The following is an 18,460-nucleotide window of genomic DNA, read 5'->3' on the forward strand; positions in this document are numbered from 1 at the left end:
TCGATTATTATATACCCTTATTTTATCGGCTGCAACCCCCTTTCATACATTTATCCAGTTATATAAAAGTGCAAGTTAAAAAGTTACATTTCTTCAAATTTCTCACAACTGCCAGCGCCTTCTCTCCCGGTCTTTTCCCAAAAAAGACACCGGGCAAGCCCTTTTGGGGCCTGTCCGGCGCTCGCTTTTCTCTTTTTTAGAACTCTGCCGAGCCCGTTGTCCGGGGGAAGGGCAGCACGTCGCGGATGTTGGGGATGCCGGTGATGTACATGATCAGCCGCTCAAAGCCCAGGCCGTACCCGGCGTGTTTGGTGCCGCCAAAGCGGCGCAGGTCCAGGTACCACTCGTAGTCCTCTTCCGCCAGGCCCAGTTCGGCCATCCTCGCCGTCAGCACATCCAGCCGTTCCTCGCGCTGGCTGCCGCCGATGATCTCGCCGATGCCGGGCACCAGCAGGTCGCAGGCCGCCACCGTCTTGCCGTCGTCGTTGATGCGCATGTAGAAGGCCTTGATCTCCTTGGGGTAGTCGGTGACAAAGACCGGCTTCTGAAAGACCTTCTCGGTCAGGTAGCGCTCGTGCTCGGTCTGCAGGTCGCAGCCCCAGAAGACCGGGAACTCGAACTGGTCTTTGTTTTTCTCCAGCAGCTCGATGGCCTCGGTGTAGGTGCAGCGGGCAAAGTCAGCGCTGGCCACCCCTTCCAGCCGCTCGATGAGGCCCTTGTCAAAGAAGTTGTTGAAGAAGGCCATCTCGTCGGGGCAGTTGTCCAGCACATAGCGGATGGCGTATTTGAGCATCGCCTCCGCCAGGTCCATGTTGTCGTTCAAATCGGCAAAGGCGATCTCCGGCTCCAGCATCCAGAACTCGGCCGCGTGGCGGGGGGTGTTGGAGTTTTCCGCCCGAAAGGTGGGACCAAAGGTGTAGACCTTGCCAAAGGCCAGGGCCATGCTCTCGGCGTTGAGCTGACCGGAGACGGTGAGGCTGGTCTTTTTGCCGAAGAAGTCCTTGCTGTAATCCACCCGGCCGTCCTCGGTGCGGGGCGGGTTCTCCGCGTCCAGGGTGGTGATGTGGAACATCTCCCCCGCCCCCTCGCAGTCGCTGCCGGTGATGATGGGGGTGTGGGCGTAGACAAAGCCGTTTTCGTTGAAGAAGCGGTGCAGGGCAAAGGCGGCCACCGAGCGCACCCGGAAGGCGGCGTTAAAGGTGTTGGCCCGGGGGCGCAGATGGGCGATGGTGCGCAGATACTCCATGGAGTGGCGCTTTTTCTGCAGGGGGTATTCCGGGCTGCTGGGGCCCTCCACCGAGATGGAGGCCGCGTGGATCTCCAGCGGCTGCTTGGCCTCGGGGGTGAGGACCACCTCCCCCTCCACCGAGAGGGCGGTGCCCACGTTCAGCTTGGCGATTTCCTTGAAATTCTCCACCTGGCCGTCCTGAAAAACCACTTGGAGATTTTTAAAGCAACTCCCGTCGTTGAGCTCGATAAAGCCCAGCGCCTTGGACGAGCGCAGGGTCCGAACCCAGCCGCAGACCGTCACCGTCTTGCCGCCATAGGCTTCGGCCTCCCGGAAAAGCTGTGTCAGTTCCAATCTCTTCATAGTGCAGTAGCCTCCAAAAATCAGTTGATAGCTTTATTAGTATAGTACAAAATTCCGCCCAATACAACAAAAAGGGAGATCCCGCCAAAGAAAGGCGGCTTCTCCTCTCCCCTCGCGACCCTCACACCACCTGAAAGAGGTAGAACTTCAGGTAGTCGGTCTCGGGCACATTCCAGAGGATGGGGTGATCGGGGGCCTGCTGGCGGGCCTCGATCTGCCGGAGGGACACCTGGGCGTCCGCCGCGGCGCTGACGAGCATCTTGCGAAAGAGCTCGTCTCTCATAAAGTGGGAGCAGGAACAGGTGGCCAGATACCCGCCCCGGGGCAACAGCTTCATGGCCCGGTAGTTGATTTCCTTATAGCCCCGCTCGGCCCCGTGTACCGTGTGGCGGGATTTGGTGAAGGCCGGCGGGTCGAGGATGATGAAGTCGTAGGTCCCCCGCCGCTCCTTGGCTAAGGCCGGCAGCAGGTCAAAGACATTTGCCACCGCGAAGCCCATCTTTTCCTCCAAACCGTTGCGGCGGGCGTTCTCCCGCGCCATCTCCACGGCGGAGGCGGAGACGTCCACCGCCTCCACCCACTCGGCCCCGCCCTTGGCGGCGTTGAGGGCAAAGCTGCCGGTGTGGGTAAAGCAGTCCAGCACCCGCCGACCAGCCGCCAGTTTCGCCACCGCCTGGCGGTTGTACTTCTGGTCCAAAAAGAAGCCGGTCTTCTGCCCGTTTTCAAAGTCCACCTGGTAGGCGATCCCATTTTCGACGATTTCGGTCCGGGTCTGCGCAGGGGGGACGACCCCGTCCAGGGGGTAAAATCCCCTGCCCTCTTCCATCCCCTCCAAACGGCGGATGGCCACGTCGTTTCGCTCGTAGATGCCGTCGATTTTCTGGCCGTCTCCGGTCAATATCTTGTAGAGCAGCGAAAAGAGCAGCCCCTTGCGCCGCTCCATCCCCAGCGAGAGGGTCTGGGCCACCAGGATGTTGTCGAATCGATCCACCGTCAGCCCGGGAAAGGCGTCGGACTCGCCGAAGATGAGCCGACAACAGCGGATGTCTTCGCCCATCACCGCCTTGCGGTAGTCCCAGGCATAGCGCAGCCGCCGCTCCCAAAACGCCTCGTCAAAGCGGTCGTTGGCGTTGCGGGAGAGCAGCCGGATGCGGATTTTGGAGTGGCTGTTGTAAAAGCCTGTCCCCAGGTAGCCGCCCTTGGGGCCAAAGACGTCCACCAGTTCGCCGTCCAGGCAGTCCTCCCCCGCCTGGCGCACCTCGGTGTCGTAAATCCAGGGGTGCCCCCGCAGGATCGACGCCTCTGCCTTGGGGCTCACCGCTGTGGCCGGATAGGGCCTGGTCTCTTTCATCTTGTCTCCTCCTCTTTTGGCGCCAAAACCACCTGCCCGTTTTGGCAGACGGGGACCGATCGGCTGATGTTTAGCTGGATGCAGTAGGCGATGTCCTCTGCCAGGTCGTTTTTGAGCATGGTGCCGTAGTGGCGGGTGGGGCGCAGCAGCCCGTCCATATCCGCCCCGTAGCCCTCGAACATCTTCCAGGCGGTGTAGCCCAGGTCGTTGCAGGCGACTTCGCCGCCCCCCCACAGCTTTAGGTAGTGGATCATCGCCCCGGCGCTCACCACGTCCTCCAGGGAGAAATTGCCCTTGGTGCCCGCACAGACGATCTGCACGTCCTCCCCCCGCCGCCAGAGGCGCCTTGCCACCGCCTCGGCGTTGTTGAGACAGCCCAGGTAGATGGCGCTGGCCCGCTCGGCCTTGGCCATCGCCTTGGTGCCGTTGGTGGTGGAGAGGATGAGCACCCGCCCCCCGATCCGCGCCCGGGTGTATTCCAGGGGGGAGTTGCCGCAGTCAAATCCGGGGATGATCTGGGTCTTGCGCTCGCCCCCCAGCAGGGCCTCCCGGTAGGCGGGCACCTCCCTGCGCAGGCGAAAGGCGTCCTCCTTGTGGGCGACCGGGATCACCGCCGCGCAGCCGTTTTCCAAAGCCGCTGTGACGGTGGAGGTGGCGCGAAAGGTGTCGATCACCACCGCTGTGCTGCTGGCCAGCTGCTGCGGGTCGACAAAGTCGTGCTGGGCGTATACTGTCACTTGCATCTCGTCAGATCACCTGTCCTTCTCTTGACTCCGGCTTATTATACGGCATCTGCCCCCATTTGAAAAGGGGCGGTCCCTCAAACGGCAAAAAAGGGCCCGGCCACCAAAAGCGGCCAGGCCCCTGTTCGCTCCCGTCAGCGGATATAGGGAACGTCCTTCATAAATTTCTCAATGACCTCCCGCGGCGGGACGGTGCGCGCCCCCTTGTGGGAGATGGTGTAGCAGGCGGTGGCGTTGCCCCAGTCCACGCAGTCGCGCAGGGGGAGACCCCGGGCCGCCGCCGAGATGAAGCCGGCGTTGAAGCCGTCGCCCGCGCCCACCGTGTCCACCACCTCCACGTCAAAGGTGGGCAGGAAGCCCTCCTCCCCGTCGGTGTAGTAGTGGACGCCGGCCGCCCCCGCGCGGGAGATGACCACCCGGTCGGGGGTCACCAGGGAGCGGGCCGCCTCTTCCGGGTCGCCCTTGCCGGTGAGGGGCATGTACTCCTCCACCCCGGAGCCCAGCAAAAGGTTGGAGATGTTGACGATCCGCATCACCCTCTGCCGGAACTCCTCGGTGAGGGGGTTGGTCTCGATGCGCAGGTTCAGGTCAAAGGAGACCAAAATCCCCGCCGCCGCGCACTTTTCCATAAAGCCGATCACCGTGTCGGCCGCCGGGTTCTCCCGCAGCATAAAGCCGGTGGTGTGCACCCAGCCGATTTGGGGGATAATCTCGTCCGGCAGGTCCTGCGGCCGCAGCTGCAGGTGGGAGGGGTTTTCCGGCGGGTAGACGTAGATGACCCGGTTTTTGTCCTCCCCCACCACCGCCATGATGATGACGGTGGGGATGTCGGGGTTGAGGGTCAGGTAGCGGGTGTCCACCCCGTCTTTTTCAAAGTCCTCTTTGATGAACTGGCCAAAGGAGTCGTGGCCCGCCATCCCGGCGAAAAAGACCGGCATCCCCAGCCGCCCCAGGCCGGAGGCGGTGTTGCCCACCGAGCCGCCGCCCTGCACGGCGATCTCAGGGCGGGGGCTGTTGACGTCGGCCTCGCCCCGGGCGACCGCGTCCATGATCTGGCGGGATTCGCCGTAGGGCAGGATGATGTCGGGGTTTACGTCCCCCAGGCAGAGGATGGGTTTCTCTGTTTTCAGCTGTACCATGTTCGCGCGTCCCTTTCTGTGGCATATATTTCGCCGCGTTCGGCGCAGTTTCCGTCCCCATTATAGCACGGGCCCTGCCGGAGAAGCAATTGAAAAGGCGATTCCCCGCCGCCAAAATCCGCCGCGTTTGGCGGCCCGCTTTTGCGCGGCCGATGAAAAGGACGCCCTTTTTTCGACAATTGGGCGATTTGCCGAAATGTCCCCCTTTCCCCAGCGGCTCACCCCCGCCGAAGCCCCAGCCAGAAAAAGAGGAGGACGCACAGCGGCAGGCAGACGCAGAGGATCCGGCAGGTCAGGAGCATCGCCTCGCTGCGCTCCCTGCGGCGCAGCAGCCGCAGACACCAGAAGAGGGCCGCCAGGGCATAGAGGCAGAGCAGCCAGAGCAGCAGGGCGGACGCGTCAAAGCGGTAGACGCTCTCCCCCCGGCAGGCCAGGTCCGACAGGGGGAGGGCCAGCAGCCCCATCCACCCCAGGCGAAGCAGAAAGGGGGCCAATCGGGCACTCTCCCCCCGCCGCACCAGCTTCCCCCAGCAGACGGCCGCCGGCGCCGAGAGGGGCGCCCCCAGAAAGAGAGCCGCCCACAGAGGGGATGCCGCCCCCTCCCCCAGCAGATGGGAGAGGCCGCAGCAGAGGAAGAGACCGCCCAAGAAGGCCGCCACCGCCAGCACCCCCACCCGCCACCAGAGGCGGGGCCCCCGCAGCGGGCCGTCCGCCAGCGCCCGGGCAGGCGGTCGCCGCAGCTCCCGCCGGTAGGTCAGCTCCACCCCGCCCAGCAGCAGGAGGACCGGGGTCAGCGCCCCCACCGGCCCCAGGGGGATGTCCATTCCAAAGGCGGGCAGCAGCACTACCGCCCCACAGCCCCCCAACAGGCAGAGCACCCGGCGGCCGCTGACACCCCCCCACGAAAAGGCCGTCTCCAGCGCCGCCAGAAGAGCGCAGCCCCCGGCGGCCGCCCAGAGCAGCAGCGCCCCGCCCACGCCTCCCAAAGCCAGGTCTGCCCGCCGGGACCACCCGGCGCAGAGGGCCGCCCCCCAGAGGGGCAGGGCGGCGGCTGCCGCCATCCAGGCCGTGGGCTCCCCGCCGCGGGCCCGCCCCCACAGCTCCCCGTAATAGGCCAGCTTTACGGCGGTGTACATCTCCCCCACCGCCGCGGCCAGCGCCAACATCCACCACATTGTCCCCTCTCCCCTTTTCCTCTCGTGTCGCCCTCCCTCCGGGCGGACGCCTCTCTATCCCTATGCGTGGACGGGAGAAAAAAGAGCGTCCATTCCCTCCCGTGTCGATGGAAACGTTTTTCCTTTTTGTGGTTTTGTGCTATACTGGGAAAAAGAGATTTTTTCAAGGGGGTATATTCACAGTGAAGTGCAGAGCAGACTTCCCCGTCAAAGGGGCCATTTTCGACATGGACGGCACCCTGCTGGACTCCATGCATCACTGGCGGGTGTGGGACTTCGCGGCGCTAGAGCCGTGGGGCCTCACCCTCACCGAGGCGCAAGAGGAGGAGGCGAGGGCGCTGATGACCGACAAAAAGCTCATCGACCGCGCCCAGTACCTCGTCGACCGCTACGGCCTGAACGCCACCGCGCAGGACGTTTTTGACCGCTGGCTGCTGCGCATCGGCGCGGCCTACGAGGGGGAGATCGAGTGCAAGCCCATGGTCCCCCAATACCTGCAGGCCCTGCATCAGAGCGGCGCCAAGTTGGGCATCGCCACCATGACCGGGCGCGACTTCTCCCGCGCCGCCCTGGAGCGGCTGGGCCTCTGGGACCAGCTGGACTTCTTCCTCACCGCGCAGGAGACCGGCATCAGCAAGAGAGACCCCGACATCTTTCTGCGCGCGGCCGAGTGCATCGGCCTCCCCCCTGCCCAGTGCACCGTCTTTGAGGACAGCCTCTACGCCATCGAGACGGCCAAAAAGGCCGGGTTTCAAGTCTGCGCCATCTTCGACGAGACCGCCAGGGAGGACTGGCCGCAGATCTGCGCCCTCGCCGACCGCCACATCGAGTGTTTTGCCGAACTGCTGGAAGACTAAACCGCCATTCAAAGGGGCCCCCGCCGGACGATCTGTCCGACAGGGGCCCTTTTCTCGTTCCCCTATTGCTGTGGGCGCTCGCTCTCCCATTTTTTCAGCCAGCAGCGGGTCATGGCCACAAAGGCCTCGGGCTGGTCGATGGCCAACTGGTGCCCGGCGTGTTCCAGCAGGGCCAGGGTGGCCCGGGGGTAGTGGGGTAGCAGCTCGAGCATCTCCTCATACCCCACCACGTCGTCCTGCCGCCCCAGAAAGAGGAGGGCCGGGGCGTCGACGGTCTTCCCCTCTTCCGGCAGCCGGGCATAGCCGTAGCCGGTGCGCACGATGGCGTCCAGATAGCCCGCGTCAAAGCGGTCTTTCACCCCGTCGATCTCCCGCTGCCAGGCGGCATAGCTGCGCTGGTTTTGCACCGCGATCGCCCCGCCGTAGGCCTCCCTCTCGGGCTGGGGAAGGGCCTGCACAAAGGCCGGCTCCTCCACCAGTGGCACGAGGGGCGGCAGGATGCGCTGGGCGTGCACCGGGTTGGCCACCGGGCAGAGGAGGATGCCCCCGGCCGCCCGGCTGTCCTCTGCCGCCAGCAGTCCCCGCACCAGGTACCCGCCGTAGGAGTGGCCCGCCACCAGATAGGGGGCTTTCTCTCCCACCACCCGGTCGATGAAGGCGCGCACAAAGGCCAGCATCTCGTCGGTGTTTTGCACCCGCGCACAGGGCGGGGTCTCCCCCATCCCCGGCAGGTCCAGGTAGATGCGCCGGTAGCCCGGCAGGTCGGCAAACACCGGTTCCAGGCGCTCGGTCATCTGCAGGCAGCAGCCGGTCCAGCCGTGGATCGCCACCAGGGGCATCCCCTCGCCCCGCTCCTCATAGGCCACCGGCGTGCCCCATATCTCCGCCTTCATCCTCTCTCCTCCTCTGAAAACAGCTTTTTGGCGATGTCGGCCGACTGCTTGGCGTCCCTGGCGTAGTAGTCCGCGCCGATTTTTTGGGCGTATTCGGGGGTCAGCACCGCGCCCCCCACCATCACCCGGCACTCCGGCAGGGCGACTTTGAGGGCGGCAATGGTCGCCTCCATGCTGCCCAGGGTGGTGGTCATCAGGGCCGAGAGCCCCACCAGCTTGACCCGGTGTTCCCTGGCCGCGCGCACCACCTCTTCCACCGGCACGTCCCGCCCCAGGTCGATGACGGAAAACCCATAGTTTTCCAAAATCACCTTGACGATGTTCTTGCCGATGTCGTGGATGTCCCCCTTGACGGTGGCCAGCACGATCCGCCCGCCGTCGCCCTGGTCGCTGTCCGCCGCGGCGATGGCGCCCTTGACCGCGTCAAAGGCCCGGCCCGCCGCCTCGGCCGACTGGATGAGCTGGGGCAAAAACAGGGTCCCCCTCTCAAACTCCTCCCCCACCCGGTCCAGGGCGGGGATCAAGAAGCGGTTGACGATCTCCAGGGGCGGATGGGTCTCCAGCAGGGTCAGGGTGCACGCCCGGGCCCGCTCCCCCAGCCCGCCGCGGATGGCCTCGGCCACCGCCTCCTCGGCGTTTTCCGCCGCGGGGACGCCCGCCTGGGGGGCGTCCTCTCTCTCCCCGCCGTAGGCGGCAATGAAGTCGGCCGCCCCCGCGTCCAGGTTGGCCAGCACCCGGTAGGCCCGCACCGTGTCCATCATGGCCGCGGCGTTGGGGTTGAGGATGGGCAGGTCCAGCCCCCTCTGCAGGGCCATGGCCAGAAAGGTGCGGTTGACCAGCTCCCTGGCCGGCAGCCCGAAGGAGATGTTGGAGACCCCCAGCACCGTTTTGACCCCCAGCTTTTCCTTTACCAGGGAGACGGCCTTCAGCGTCTCCATCACCCCGTCCTGCTGGGCCGAGGCCGTCAGCACCAGGCAGTCGATGTAGATGTCCTCTCGGGGGAGGCCGTACGCCAGGGCCGCCTCCACGATCCGCTCGGCCACGGCCAGCCGCTCCTCCGCCCGGCTGGGGATGCCCGCCTCGTCCAGGGTCAGCCCCACCACCGCCGCGCCGTACTTTTTACACAGGGGCAGCACCCGGTCGAGGGAGGCCTTCTCCCCGTTGACCGAGTTGACCAGCGGCTTGCCGCAGTAGACCCGCAGCCCTCGCTCCAGCGCCGCCGGGTCGGTGGTGTCGATCTGCAGCGGCAGGTCCAAAATGGCCTGCAGCCGCTTGATCGCCTGTTCCATGGCGGCGGGCTCGTCGATGCCCGGCATCCCCACGTTCACGTCGAGGATGTCGGCCCCGGCCCGCGCCTGGGAGATGCCCTGGGCCAGGATGTAGTCCCAATTCCCCTCGGCCAGGGCCGCTTTGAACCGCTTTTTCCCGGTGGGGTTGATCCGCTCGCCGATCACCCGCGGCCGGTCCACCGCCACCACCCGTGAGGGGGAGCAGACCGCACTGACGCGCGCCGCGGTCCGCCGGGGCGGGGTTTTCCCCTCCACCAGCGCCGCGATCTGGCGGATGTATTCGGGGGTGGTGCCGCAACAGCCCCCCAGCAGGGTGACCCCCAGCTCCAAAAAGGGGGCCAGGTCGGCGGCGTACTGGCCGGGCGATACGTCGTAGCGCCCCGCCTCCAGGTTGGGCAGCCCGGCGTTTGCCTTGACGATCAGGGGCAGGTCGGTCCAACCGGCCAACTCCTTGGCCAGGGGGTAGATGTCCCGGGGGCTCAGCGAGCAGTTGATGCCCAGCGCCTGCACCCCCAGCCCTTCCAGCGTCAGGGCCATGGCGGGGATCGAGACCCCCGTAAAGGTGTGCCCGCCCTTTTCAAAGGTCATGCTCACCCAGACCGGCAGGTCGCAGACCTCTTTGGCCGCCAGCACCGCGGCCTTGGCCTCCAACAGGTCGGTCATGGTCTCGATCACCACCAAATCGGCCCCGGCGGCGGCCCCGGCGCGCACCTGTTGGCGAAAGAGGTCCACCGCCTCCTCAAAGGGGAAGCTGCCGCTGGGCTCCAGCAGTTCGCCGATGGGGCCGATGTCCAGCGCCACCCGGCAGCCGCTGCCGTCGGCCGCCCGGCGGGCGCAGCCCACCGCTGCAGCGACCACCTCCTCCACCCCGTGCCCACAGCCCGCCAGCTTTTTGCGGTTGGCGCCAAAGGTGTTGGTGTAGATCACCTGAGCCCCCGCCTCGATATAGCGGCGGTGCACCCCCTCGATCAAGTCCGGCTGGGTCAGGTTCAGGAGTTCCGGCCGCCCGCCCAGGGGCAGCCCCGCATCCTGCAGCACGGTGCCCATGGCCCCGTCCAGAAGGACATAGCGGTCCTTTTCATCCCAATTTTTCTGCACAGTGCAGTCCCTCCCGTCTGTAGACACAATTTTTTTGCAGGGCGCAGCCCTCACAGCCCCGCCGGGGCCCTTCCCTCGACGGCGCGCCCACCCCGATGATGGCGCTGACCGACTTCTCGGGCACCATCATCAGCTGTGGGGTAAGGGTCAGTCCGATCTGCCGGGGCGCGTCCAGCAGCCCCAAAAAGTCCCGCTGGCAGACAAGCGGCAGGTCGCCGTACCCGGGGCTAAAGCGCCAGGTACAGCTCTTCCCCTCCGCGGCGGCCGCCCGGCGGATCTCCTCCCCCGCCAGGTCGCAGAGCGCCTCGATCGCGGCGGTGCCCAGGGCGTCGAGGACCACCGCCCGGGCCATCTGCTCCACCTGGGCGCGGCGGATCAGCCGGTCCACCTCGCCCCCCAGCGTCGCCCCCAAAAGCGCGCAGCCGTCGCAGCCCTCCAGCAGCGCGGCGACCTGCCGCCCCGGGAGCAGGGCCCCGCTCCCGGTGAGAGCGAGGGCCTTCCCCCGCCGCTCCAACCCAAAAAAGCGGTGGCAGTAGCGGGGGCGGGCGACCGACCGCAGCTCCTCCTCGCAGCTCTTTAGCAGCGCCTCCATCTCCTCTGTCAGGGGGCCGCCCCGGTGGCGCAGATAGCGCAGCGTCTCCTCTCGGGAGATGGGCAGCGAGGCGGCGTCCACCGCCCTCACGCTGCCCCGCCCCCGTTGACACAGTCCAGAGCGGTGGCGATGTTTTCACAGATCCGCCGGGCGACGGCGGGGTTGTTCATGGTGTAGATGTGAATGCCCTCCACCCCGCTGCCGATCAAGTCGATGATCTGCTCGGTGGCATAGGCGATCCCCGCGTCCCGCAGGGCGGCGGGGTCGCCCTCGAACCGGCTGAGCATCCGGGCAAATTTGGGAGGGATGCTGGCCCCGCAGAGGGTAACGATCCGCTCGATCTGCCGCTTGCTGACGATGGGCATGATCCCCGCCTCGATGGGCAGGCAGACCCCTGCGATCCGCGCCTTCTCGACAAAGTCGTAGAAGCAGCGGTTGTCAAAAAACAGCTGGGTGATCAGGTGGGTGGCGCCCGCCTCCTGCTTGCGGCGCAGATTTTGCAGGTCGTGAAGGGCGTCGGGCGCTTCGCAGTGGCACTCGGGGTAGCAGGCCCCCACCAGATTGAACCCGCCCCGGCGGGCGATCCGCTCCATCAGCTCGTTGGCGTGGCGGTAGGGGCCCTCCTCGGCCCCCTCCACCCGGTCGCCCCGCAGGGCGAGGATGTTTCGCACCCCCGCCTCCTCCAATCGGTCCAGAAGTCCCAGCAGGGTCTCCTCGTCGGAGTTGATGCAGGTCAGGTGGGCCAAGGGCTCCACCCCCCGGGCGCGGATGGCGCCGGCCAGCTCCACCGTCAGGTTGTCCTTGACGCCGGTGCCCCCCGCGCCAAAGGTCACGCTGATAAAGTCCGGTCTTAGGGCGCACAACTCGTCCAGCGTGCGGTAGATGCTCTCCACCCCGCTGCTCTTTTTCGGCGGAAACACCTCAAAGGACAGCACGCACTTTTTTTGTTGGAACAACTCACACAGATCCATCCCTCTTCACTCCCCTTCCCCCCTGTCTCGCCGCCCTTTGGCGCGGCTGCAGAGGCAAGCCCATCCCCGCCCATCCCCGGCGGAGGGCTTTTTGGCTATTATAGCATTCCTCCAAAATGCACACCAGCTTTTTGTCAGCTTTTTCAAATCTTCTTTTGTCGTCAGACGGGGCATAGTGGGTCCGCCCGCCGGAATACTAAGGGGGAGGTGAGCCAAATGAACCAATCTTACAACTGTCTGTCCGACCTCCTCTCCGGCGACGCCGAGGCCAGAGACGCATTTGCCCAGCTGCCCGGCTACGTGCAGGAGACCATCCGCCAGCGGGGCGATCATGTCTGCACCCGCGATGCCCTGCTGTCCTACGCCGACAAACTGACCCGGGGCGACGACTGAGATGGGCCCCAACCAGTACGGGGTGGCCCCCTTGAGCGAGGATGCCTGCCGCATCCTGCGGGAGGCGGAACAGGCCATCTGCCATTCCTGCGGTCAGCCGGTGGTGCTGGTCGCCTATCAAAAGGACGGGGAGTGATCCCCGTCCTTTTTTCATCCGTTTGCATTTTTTCGCCCCCCCTTTTATAATGAACTGGCAGTGGTCGGCCGCCGGCAAACGGCCTGGCCAAATTTCTTGTACAGGGGGTCTTTCCATGTCGATCCGCCGCCGCAGGGCGCTCTTCACCGCCCTGCTCATCCTCTACACCCTCTTTGTCTTTTCCAACTCGCTGGACATGGGGCCCAGCTCCTCCTCCAAAAGCGGGGCGGTGCTGGCCCTCGTCAACGGCTTTTTTGAATCCGTCGGCCTCCCCCTTCACCTCAGCGAGCACTTTGTCCGCAAGGCCGCCCACTTTGCCGAATACTTCGGCCTGGGGGCGATGGCGCTAGCCACCCTTCGCCAGTACACCGCCCGCTGGCAGCCCCACCTGGCGCTCCCCTTCTTTTACTGCCTGTTCATCCCCCTGTGCGACGAGAGCATCCAGCTCTTGGTGCCCGGGCGCTCCGGGCAGATCAGCGATGTCTGGCTCGACTTTGCGGGCGCCCTCACCGGGCTGGCCGCGGCCGCCCTCCTCCTCTGGCTGTGGCGCCGCCGGGCAAAAAGCCGCCAAAATTGACGTCATTTCCCTCTGATCATCTCCCCTCGCCCTGCAAACACTCTCTGTGAGGGGGAGATTCAACATGTCCGAATCCGTTCATCTCTGTTTGAGCGACCTCATCGACCAGGACCTGACCAGCTACGAGTACTTTCACTCCCTGCCTGCCGACGTGCGCCAGCAGGTGGAGGAGAGCGATGTGCGCACCTTCTCCGAGCTGCAGGCCTGCGCCGAGGAGTACCGCCAAAACAGATAGATTCCCGCCCCGGCATCAGCGCCGGGCAGAAAAGGGATGGGGCCGCCGAAAAATGTCGGCGGCCCCATCCCTTTTTTGCTGGAAAATGCAGAGAATTTGCAAAAGGGGTTGCTTGTGACCTTGCGTCACATAGTATAATACCCTCAAAGAGGTGATTCGACATGGAGCGAAGCGAACTGCTCACCGTGGGCCAGCTGGCCGCGCAGATGGGGGTCACGGTGCGCACCCTGCAGTACTACGACAGAGAGGGCCTGTTAAAGCCCTCGGCCAAGAGCCCTGGCGGGCGGCGGCTCTACACCGAAAAGGACGTCGTCCGCCTCCACCAGATACAGTCCCTAAAATACCTGGGGTTCTCCCTGCAGCAAATCAGGGAGAATCTCCTTTCCCTGGACACCCCCCAGCAGGTGGCCCAGGCCCTGGCCCACCAGCGGGAGGTCGTCGGCCGCCAGATCGCCGAGCTGCAGCAGGCCCTGGACGCCATCACCGCCCTGGAAAAAGAGGTGGTGCAGATGCAGGCGGTGGACTTTAAAAAATACGCCGAGATCGTCACCCTTTTGCAGCAGAAAAACGAGGGGTATTGGATCGTCAAGTTCTTCGACGACTCGCTGATGGAGCACATCAAAGACCGCTTTCGCGACCGGCCTGAGCAGGGGCTTGCCCTCTTTGACACCTGGAAAGCCCTCTGCGATGAGATCATCGCCATGCAGGAGGCGGGGGTCATCCCGGACGGGGACACCCTCGCGGACATCGGCGGCCGCTGGTGGGCCATGGTGACCGAATTCACCGGGGGCGACCTCTCCCTCCTCCCCCAGCTCTCGGCCTTTGCCGACAGCAAGTCCCAATGGGGCGACGAGTTCCGCCAGCGCCAGGAGCGGGTGACCCCTGTTCTGGAGCAGGCCCTGAACGCCCATTTTCAAAAGGCGGGTATCCGCCTGCCCGAACAGGAGGAACACTAGATGAGCAAGAGCGCACTCACCGTCCAAAACCTCTGTAAGCGTTACGGCGAAAAAGAGGTGCTAAAGGGGGTCTCCCTCACCCTGAAGGAGGGGGAGATCGTCGCCCTGCTGGGCCCCAACGGCGCCGGCAAGACCACCGCGCTGGAGTGCATCGAGGGGCTGCGCACCCGAGACAGCGGCAGAGTGGAGATATCTGGCCAGCTAGGGGTGCAGCTGCAGTCCTCCTCCCTGCCGGCCACCATCCGCCCACAGGAGGCGCTGGAACTCTTCTGCCGCTGGAACGGCGGCGAGCGCGACCGGGAGGCGGAGGCCGAACTGGGGATCGACGCCCTGGGCAAGCGCCCCTATCGGTCCCTCTCCACCGGCCAAAAGCGCCGCCTCCACCTGGCCCTGGCCCTCATCGGCCGACCCTCCCTCCTCTTTTTGGACGAACCCACCGCCGGGCTCGACGTGGAGGGGCGGGCCGCCCTACACCGGCAGATCGGCCGGCTGAAAGAGCGCGGCTGCGCCATCCTCTTGGCCAGCCACGACATGGCCGAGGTCGAGCGCCTCTGCGACCAGATCGTCCTCCTCAAAGGGGGGCGGGTCGCCTTTTCTGGCAGCCCTTCCGAACTGCTCTGCCAGGGCGAGACGGGGGCGCAGATTGGCCTCAAAACCGGCGTTCCCCTGGACGCGGCAGCGCTGCGCAACTGCCGGTTCACCGGCGAGCATCAGGGCTATGCCCTCTACCAAACACAGCAGCTCGGCGAAGGGCTGTGGGAGCTGCTCTCCCTCGCCCGCAGCGCCGGCGTGCGGGTGGAGGATGTGCGGGTGGAGCACCAGAGCCTGGAGGACCGATTCTTGGACTTTGCACAGCAGGAGGAGACGAAATGACCGCTTTTTTCTATCAGGCCGTTCTCCAGTGGAAACTGGATCTGCGCAACCGCGACGTGCTGCTCACCTACTATCTGGTCCCCCTGGTCTTCTTCCTCTTCATGGGGGGCATCCTCACCTCCCTCGACCCCGGCGCCAAGGAGACGGTCATCCCCGCCATGTCGGTCTTTGCCGTGAGCATGGGGGCCTTTCTCGGCGCGCCGGTCCCCCTCACTGCCCTCTACGGCAGCGAGATCAAAAAGGCCTATCAGGTGGGCAGGGTCCCCCTCTGGGCCCCGGCGGCGTCCAACTTTCTCTCCGCCTTTGTCCACCTCTTTCTCGTCAGCCTTCTCATCCTCCTGCTGGCCCCGCCCCTCTTTGACGCCAGCCTCCCTCCCCATCTCCCCCTCTACCTGGGGGCGATGGCCCTCTTCCTCTTTTCCTGCCTCTGTCTGGGGACCGCCCTCGGCCTCTTCTTCCAGACCAGTTCCCGGCTGACCATGGTCACCCAAATCTTCTTTCTCCCCTCCATCATGCTCTCGGGGGCCCTCTTTCCCGCCGCTTTTCTCCCCGATCCCCTGCGGCTCGCCGGGCGCCTCTTCCCCGCCTCCTGGAGTTACTCCCTCCTCACCGGCGAGGGGGGGTGGCAGGCAGTCTCCGCCCTCCTGCTCATCTCTCTTGTGGCCCTGGGCCTCTGCGGGTGGCGGCTTTCAAAAAGGGGCGGGCTCCTGACCCGCTGACACCTGCCGTTTCACGCGTGGGCGCTGTCATTGACAGCGCCCACTTGCTGTTTTGAGGGACAGCCGAAAGAAAGTTGAAACAAATTTGTAGGGAGATGGGGACTGCCCAATTTCTCCCCTCTGTTGTATACTAAAAGGGCTACAAAAACAAATGGGAGGGATTTGATGCAGCCCCTTGTCAACCAGTGCGGCGGCCGCGCCGCCATCGCCGCCTACCTCGCCGGCACCCTGTCCATCGGGGTGGTGGATTTTTTCTGTTTTCCCTGGCCCTACCTGTTGGTCACCGCCGCCGCCCCCCTCTTTCTCCTCATCCCGCCGCTGGCCTACCGCCTCCTTCGCCTGCGGCCAGTCCCCGCCCTCAGCCGGGCCGTCGCCCTCTTCGCCTTTCTCGCCTACGGGGTGGGCATCGCCATGAAGGGCTACCACTGGTTTCCCTGGTTTGACAAATTCGTCCACCTCCTCTCCGGCGTTCTCTTTGCCCTGCTGGGCCTCTGCCTCTTTGCCTACCTGAAGCGAAATCGCCCCCTCGCCGGGGAGGACGCCCCCTTCGCCTTTTACTTCGCCCTCTCCTTTCCCATGCTCGTCGCCGCCTGCTGGGAGATTGCCGAGTACGCCTGCGACTTTGTCTTTCACACCGACCCCCAGCGCGTACTCACCACCGGTATCCACGACACCATGCTCGACATGATCGCCTGCCTGCTGGGGACCCTGCTGGTCCTCTGGGCACTCTGGCGGTTTCACCGCCGCCGAAAGGCAGGCCCCCTGATGCGCGTCTTTCTCGATTTTTGGCGGGCCAACGCCGCCGTTTCCGCCCCTCTCGAGAGCCGCGCGCACTGACGGGCGAAAGATTTTCTAAAAAGGAACCCCCTCTCCCCCTTTGCGCAAAAAGATGGCATAATGGAACTGGAAAAAAGCTGTTTTGAGCGGGCGGGTCGCTTTTGCCCGTCCCGGTGTGAAAGGGGTGGGCCGACTGTGAAAAAGGCCAGGTATCTTCCCCTGCTGCTCGGGTCCCTCCTCTTGACAGCCCTCTTGGGCTGCAAGGAGGAATCCCCCCGGCTTTCGCTGAACATCCTCCCGGGCAACGTCACCATGGAGGTGGGGGAGACGCGCACCCTCCCCTTTGAGGTCCAGTCGCCGGTCTACCTCTCTGGCAAGAGCTGCCGCGTGAAGAACGCCGATGTGGTCCATGTTCACTCCGATATGTCCGACGCACTCACCGTCGAAGCCCTTTGCGAGGAGGAGGCGACCGTCCCCCTGGAAGTTGCGTACCAAGGGGAGCAAAGCACCGGACAGCGTCGATGTCCTGGCCGTCCCCCGTCTAAAGGGGACTAAACACCCCCAACCGCGCAGAACCCCCCAGGGCCCGTGAATGGGCTCTGGGGGGTTTTACAGGGCAGCTCTCTCACTGCCAAAAGCGGCGGATCTTTCTCTCCAGCGAAGGGGGCAGCTCCCCCCGCCCCTGTGCGCCCGCAAAGACGACCCGTCCCATCCGCCTCATCCCCGCCGTGTGAAAAAATTCCTCCATGGCGCGGATGGCCCCCCGGCTCTGCCCGCAGAGGTAATCAAAGGGGGCCGGGGTGTTGCAGGCGGTCAGCAGCAGGTACCGCTGGCGCGGCGACAGCCGGGGCTTGGGGAAGGTCTTGGTCTCCTCCATCGCGGTGCCGAGCAGCCGGTCAAAGAAATTTTTGACCGCTGCGGGCAGGTTGGCCCAGTAGGTGGGGGCGGCCAGAACGACCGCGTCGCACCCCTGCAGGAGCCGGGCGATCCTCTGCACCCCGTCCGGCACCACGCAGACCCCCGCCTCGATACAGGCGCGGCAGCCCCGGCAAAGGCCGATTTCCTCCCGGTAGAGCTCCACCCTGTCCACCGCCCAACCGGCCCTCTCGGCAGCGGCGACGGCGCACGCCAACATGGCCGCCGTCGAGCCGTCCGGGTGCGGGCTCCCCAGAATCGCCAACAGCCGTTTCATCTCGACCCCTCCCCTCTGGCAATGGCGCGGTAGAGGGTTTCAAAACCGCCCGCAAGAAACGCCTCTCGGGTGAGACCCATCGCCTTTTCGATGTACTTTTCCTTGCTGGCGGCCACCTGCATGAGGCCGGCCAGCATTGCCCAGAAGGCAAACACCGTGGGCAGGATTTCCAGGTCGGGGCGGAACGCGCCCGCCTTCATCCCCTCGCACAGAAAGCGGCCCATCAGGTCGTTTATCTCCTCGCCCACGGCAAAGATCTCTCGCTCTACCGGCAGGGTGTCGGGGCTCTCCCAATCGATGTTGATTTCCCGCAGGGCCAGGCCAAAAAGGAAAGGCGCTTCTCCCTGGTAGCGCTGGAGCGCCCCGCAAACGGCGTCGTAGCGGCCCCGCGCGCCCGTCCCCTCCGCGAGGACGGACGACAGACAGTCGCGCAATCGCCGCATACTCTCTAGGGTGAGGGCACCGACGATCTCCTCCTTGCCCTGAAAGTAGACATAGAGGGTGGCCTTGCTGTACCCCGCCTCCCGGGCGATTTCCTCCACCGTCACCGAATCCACACCCCGCTTGGCGAAAAGGGCGGCTGCCGCCTGGGCGATGCGGCCCCGGTGGGCCTCAGCGGGTTCCTTCTTTCTTCTCCCCATCGGCTCTTCCTCCTTTTATTAATTAAACTATTGGTTTAATTAATTTTACCACGGCTTTTTCCCTTTGGCAAGGGTAAAAGCAAGTGGGGCCTTTCAAACTTGTTCTTCTCCTCGGACAGCGGTTCCCCTCATTGGCTGCCAAAGACTGGTTGCCTGCCCCGTCAAACCACTTCCCCTTCCTTCCCCGGGGATATCTGTCGGCACTTCTCTACATCTTTCCGCGCAGAAGGCCGTCCGCCGGACACGAAAAAGGGAGGGGCAG

At 65.0% G+C, this 18,460-nt stretch carries 21 protein-coding genes; 10 read left to right on the forward strand and 11 right to left on the reverse strand.

Translation table 11 applies throughout. The features are described 5' to 3' along the window. Positions 1-196: 196 nt before the first annotated feature. The 5 genes from asnS to ACTNAU_RS06890 all read right to left on the reverse strand — a co-directional run bounded on the left by asnS (position 197) and on the right by ACTNAU_RS06890 (position 5,999). Entirely contained in the window at positions 197-1,591 is a 1,395-nt protein-coding gene (asnS, locus tag ACTNAU_RS06870) for an asparagine--tRNA ligase (RefSeq protein WP_216401220.1), read from the reverse strand. 121 nt (positions 1,592-1,712) lie between these two features. Further along, positions 1,713-2,942 carry a class I SAM-dependent rRNA methyltransferase gene (locus tag ACTNAU_RS06875; RefSeq protein ID WP_441097957.1) on the reverse strand — a complete coding sequence of 410 codons (1,230 nt, stop codon included), beginning with the start codon at positions 2,940-2,942 and terminating at the stop codon, positions 1,713-1,715. Further along, on the reverse strand, positions 2,939-3,685 hold the full coding sequence (locus tag ACTNAU_RS06880) for a 2-phosphosulfolactate phosphatase (RefSeq protein WP_441097958.1): 747 nt from the start codon (positions 3,683-3,685) through the stop codon (positions 2,939-2,941). The genes ACTNAU_RS06875 and ACTNAU_RS06880 overlap by 4 nt, the downstream gene beginning before the upstream one ends. A gap of 134 nt (positions 3,686-3,819) precedes the next feature. After that, positions 3,820-4,824: a carbohydrate kinase family protein gene (locus ACTNAU_RS06885; RefSeq protein WP_185915193.1), complete on the reverse strand. Its 1,005-nt coding sequence runs from the start codon at positions 4,822-4,824 to the stop codon at positions 3,820-3,822. Between the two features lie 218 nt (positions 4,825-5,042). Then, positions 5,043-5,999, reverse strand: coding sequence for a hypothetical protein (locus tag ACTNAU_RS06890; RefSeq protein ID WP_441097959.1), 957 nt, complete (start codon positions 5,997-5,999; stop codon positions 5,043-5,045). Positions 6,000-6,181: 182 nt separating this feature from the next. Between ACTNAU_RS06890 and ACTNAU_RS06895 the strand changes: the two genes are divergently transcribed. Continuing rightward, complete coding sequence (locus tag ACTNAU_RS06895; protein ID WP_441097960.1) at positions 6,182-6,856, forward strand: HAD family hydrolase; 675 nt, start codon at positions 6,182-6,184, stop codon at positions 6,854-6,856. A 62-nt stretch (positions 6,857-6,918) separates the two neighbouring features. Here ACTNAU_RS06895 and ACTNAU_RS06900 read toward each other — a convergent pair whose 3' ends face one another. From ACTNAU_RS06900 to ACTNAU_RS06915, 4 genes are read right to left on the reverse strand one after another with little or no spacing between them, the layout of a single operon-like run. After that, the gene (locus ACTNAU_RS06900; protein WP_441097961.1) at positions 6,919-7,749 is read right to left on the reverse strand and encodes an alpha/beta fold hydrolase; all 831 of its coding nucleotides are present in this window, start codon (positions 7,747-7,749) and stop codon (positions 6,919-6,921) included. Beyond that, positions 7,746-10,136 (reverse strand): homocysteine S-methyltransferase family protein, encoded by a 2,391-nt coding sequence (locus ACTNAU_RS06905; RefSeq protein ID WP_441097962.1) that lies wholly within the window; start codon positions 10,134-10,136, stop codon positions 7,746-7,748. Before ACTNAU_RS06905 ends, ACTNAU_RS06900 begins: the two co-directional genes overlap by 4 nt. Next, entirely contained in the window at positions 10,117-10,818 is a 702-nt protein-coding gene (locus ACTNAU_RS06910) for a vitamin B12 dependent-methionine synthase activation domain-containing protein (protein ID WP_441097963.1), read from the reverse strand. Before ACTNAU_RS06910 ends, ACTNAU_RS06905 begins: the two co-directional genes overlap by 20 nt. Then, positions 10,815-11,699 (reverse strand): methylenetetrahydrofolate reductase, encoded by an 885-nt coding sequence (locus ACTNAU_RS06915; RefSeq protein WP_441097964.1) that lies wholly within the window; start codon positions 11,697-11,699, stop codon positions 10,815-10,817. The genes ACTNAU_RS06910 and ACTNAU_RS06915 overlap by 4 nt, the downstream gene beginning before the upstream one ends. A gap of 216 nt (positions 11,700-11,915) precedes the next feature. On the opposite strand from ACTNAU_RS06915, the gene ACTNAU_RS06920 reads away from it, so the two are divergent. The 9 genes from ACTNAU_RS06920 (at position 11,916) to ACTNAU_RS06960 (ending at position 16,920) form a co-directional block, all read left to right on the forward strand. Beyond that, positions 11,916-12,092, forward strand: coding sequence for a hypothetical protein (locus ACTNAU_RS06920; RefSeq protein ID WP_185915200.1), 177 nt, complete (start codon positions 11,916-11,918; stop codon positions 12,090-12,092). Between the two features lies 1 nt (position 12,093). Continuing rightward, positions 12,094-12,228, forward strand: coding sequence for a hypothetical protein (locus ACTNAU_RS06925; protein WP_256135633.1), 135 nt, complete (start codon positions 12,094-12,096; stop codon positions 12,226-12,228). A 115-nt stretch (positions 12,229-12,343) separates the two neighbouring features. Further along, complete coding sequence (locus ACTNAU_RS06930) at positions 12,344-12,805, forward strand: VanZ family protein (protein ID WP_441097965.1); 462 nt, start codon at positions 12,344-12,346, stop codon at positions 12,803-12,805. A gap of 64 nt (positions 12,806-12,869) precedes the next feature. Then, positions 12,870-13,040 (forward strand): hypothetical protein, encoded by a 171-nt coding sequence (locus ACTNAU_RS06935; protein ID WP_185915202.1) that lies wholly within the window; start codon positions 12,870-12,872, stop codon positions 13,038-13,040. 161 nt (positions 13,041-13,201) lie between these two features. Continuing rightward, complete coding sequence (locus ACTNAU_RS06940) at positions 13,202-13,996, forward strand: MerR family transcriptional regulator (RefSeq protein WP_441097966.1); 795 nt, start codon at positions 13,202-13,204, stop codon at positions 13,994-13,996. Then, positions 13,997-14,869, forward strand: coding sequence for an ABC transporter ATP-binding protein (locus tag ACTNAU_RS06945; protein WP_441097967.1), 873 nt, complete (start codon positions 13,997-13,999; stop codon positions 14,867-14,869). Then, positions 14,866-15,588 (forward strand): ABC transporter permease, encoded by a 723-nt coding sequence (locus tag ACTNAU_RS06950; protein WP_441097968.1) that lies wholly within the window; start codon positions 14,866-14,868, stop codon positions 15,586-15,588. Before ACTNAU_RS06945 ends, ACTNAU_RS06950 begins: the two co-directional genes overlap by 4 nt. Before the next feature lie 165 nt (positions 15,589-15,753). Further along, positions 15,754-16,425 (forward strand): DUF2238 domain-containing protein, encoded by a 672-nt coding sequence (locus ACTNAU_RS06955; protein WP_256135628.1) that lies wholly within the window; start codon positions 15,754-15,756, stop codon positions 16,423-16,425. A 135-nt stretch (positions 16,426-16,560) separates the two neighbouring features. Continuing rightward, on the forward strand, positions 16,561-16,920 hold the full coding sequence (locus tag ACTNAU_RS06960) for a hypothetical protein (protein WP_441097969.1): 360 nt from the start codon (positions 16,561-16,563) through the stop codon (positions 16,918-16,920). A 70-nt stretch (positions 16,921-16,990) separates the two neighbouring features. On the opposite strand, the gene ACTNAU_RS06965 is transcribed toward ACTNAU_RS06960, so the two are convergent. Further along, positions 16,991-17,557 (reverse strand): flavodoxin family protein, encoded by a 567-nt coding sequence (locus tag ACTNAU_RS06965; RefSeq protein ID WP_441097970.1) that lies wholly within the window; start codon positions 17,555-17,557, stop codon positions 16,991-16,993. Then, on the reverse strand, positions 17,554-18,198 hold the full coding sequence (locus tag ACTNAU_RS06970; RefSeq protein WP_441097971.1) for a TetR/AcrR family transcriptional regulator: 645 nt from the start codon (positions 18,196-18,198) through the stop codon (positions 17,554-17,556). The genes ACTNAU_RS06965 and ACTNAU_RS06970 overlap by 4 nt, the downstream gene beginning before the upstream one ends. Between the last annotated feature and the right edge of the window lie 262 nt (positions 18,199-18,460).

This window comes from Bittarella sp. HCP28S3_D9 (assembly GCF_052065655.1).
GTDB classification, from domain to species: Bacteria; Bacillota; Clostridia; order Oscillospirales; family Ruminococcaceae; genus Bittarella; species Bittarella massiliensis.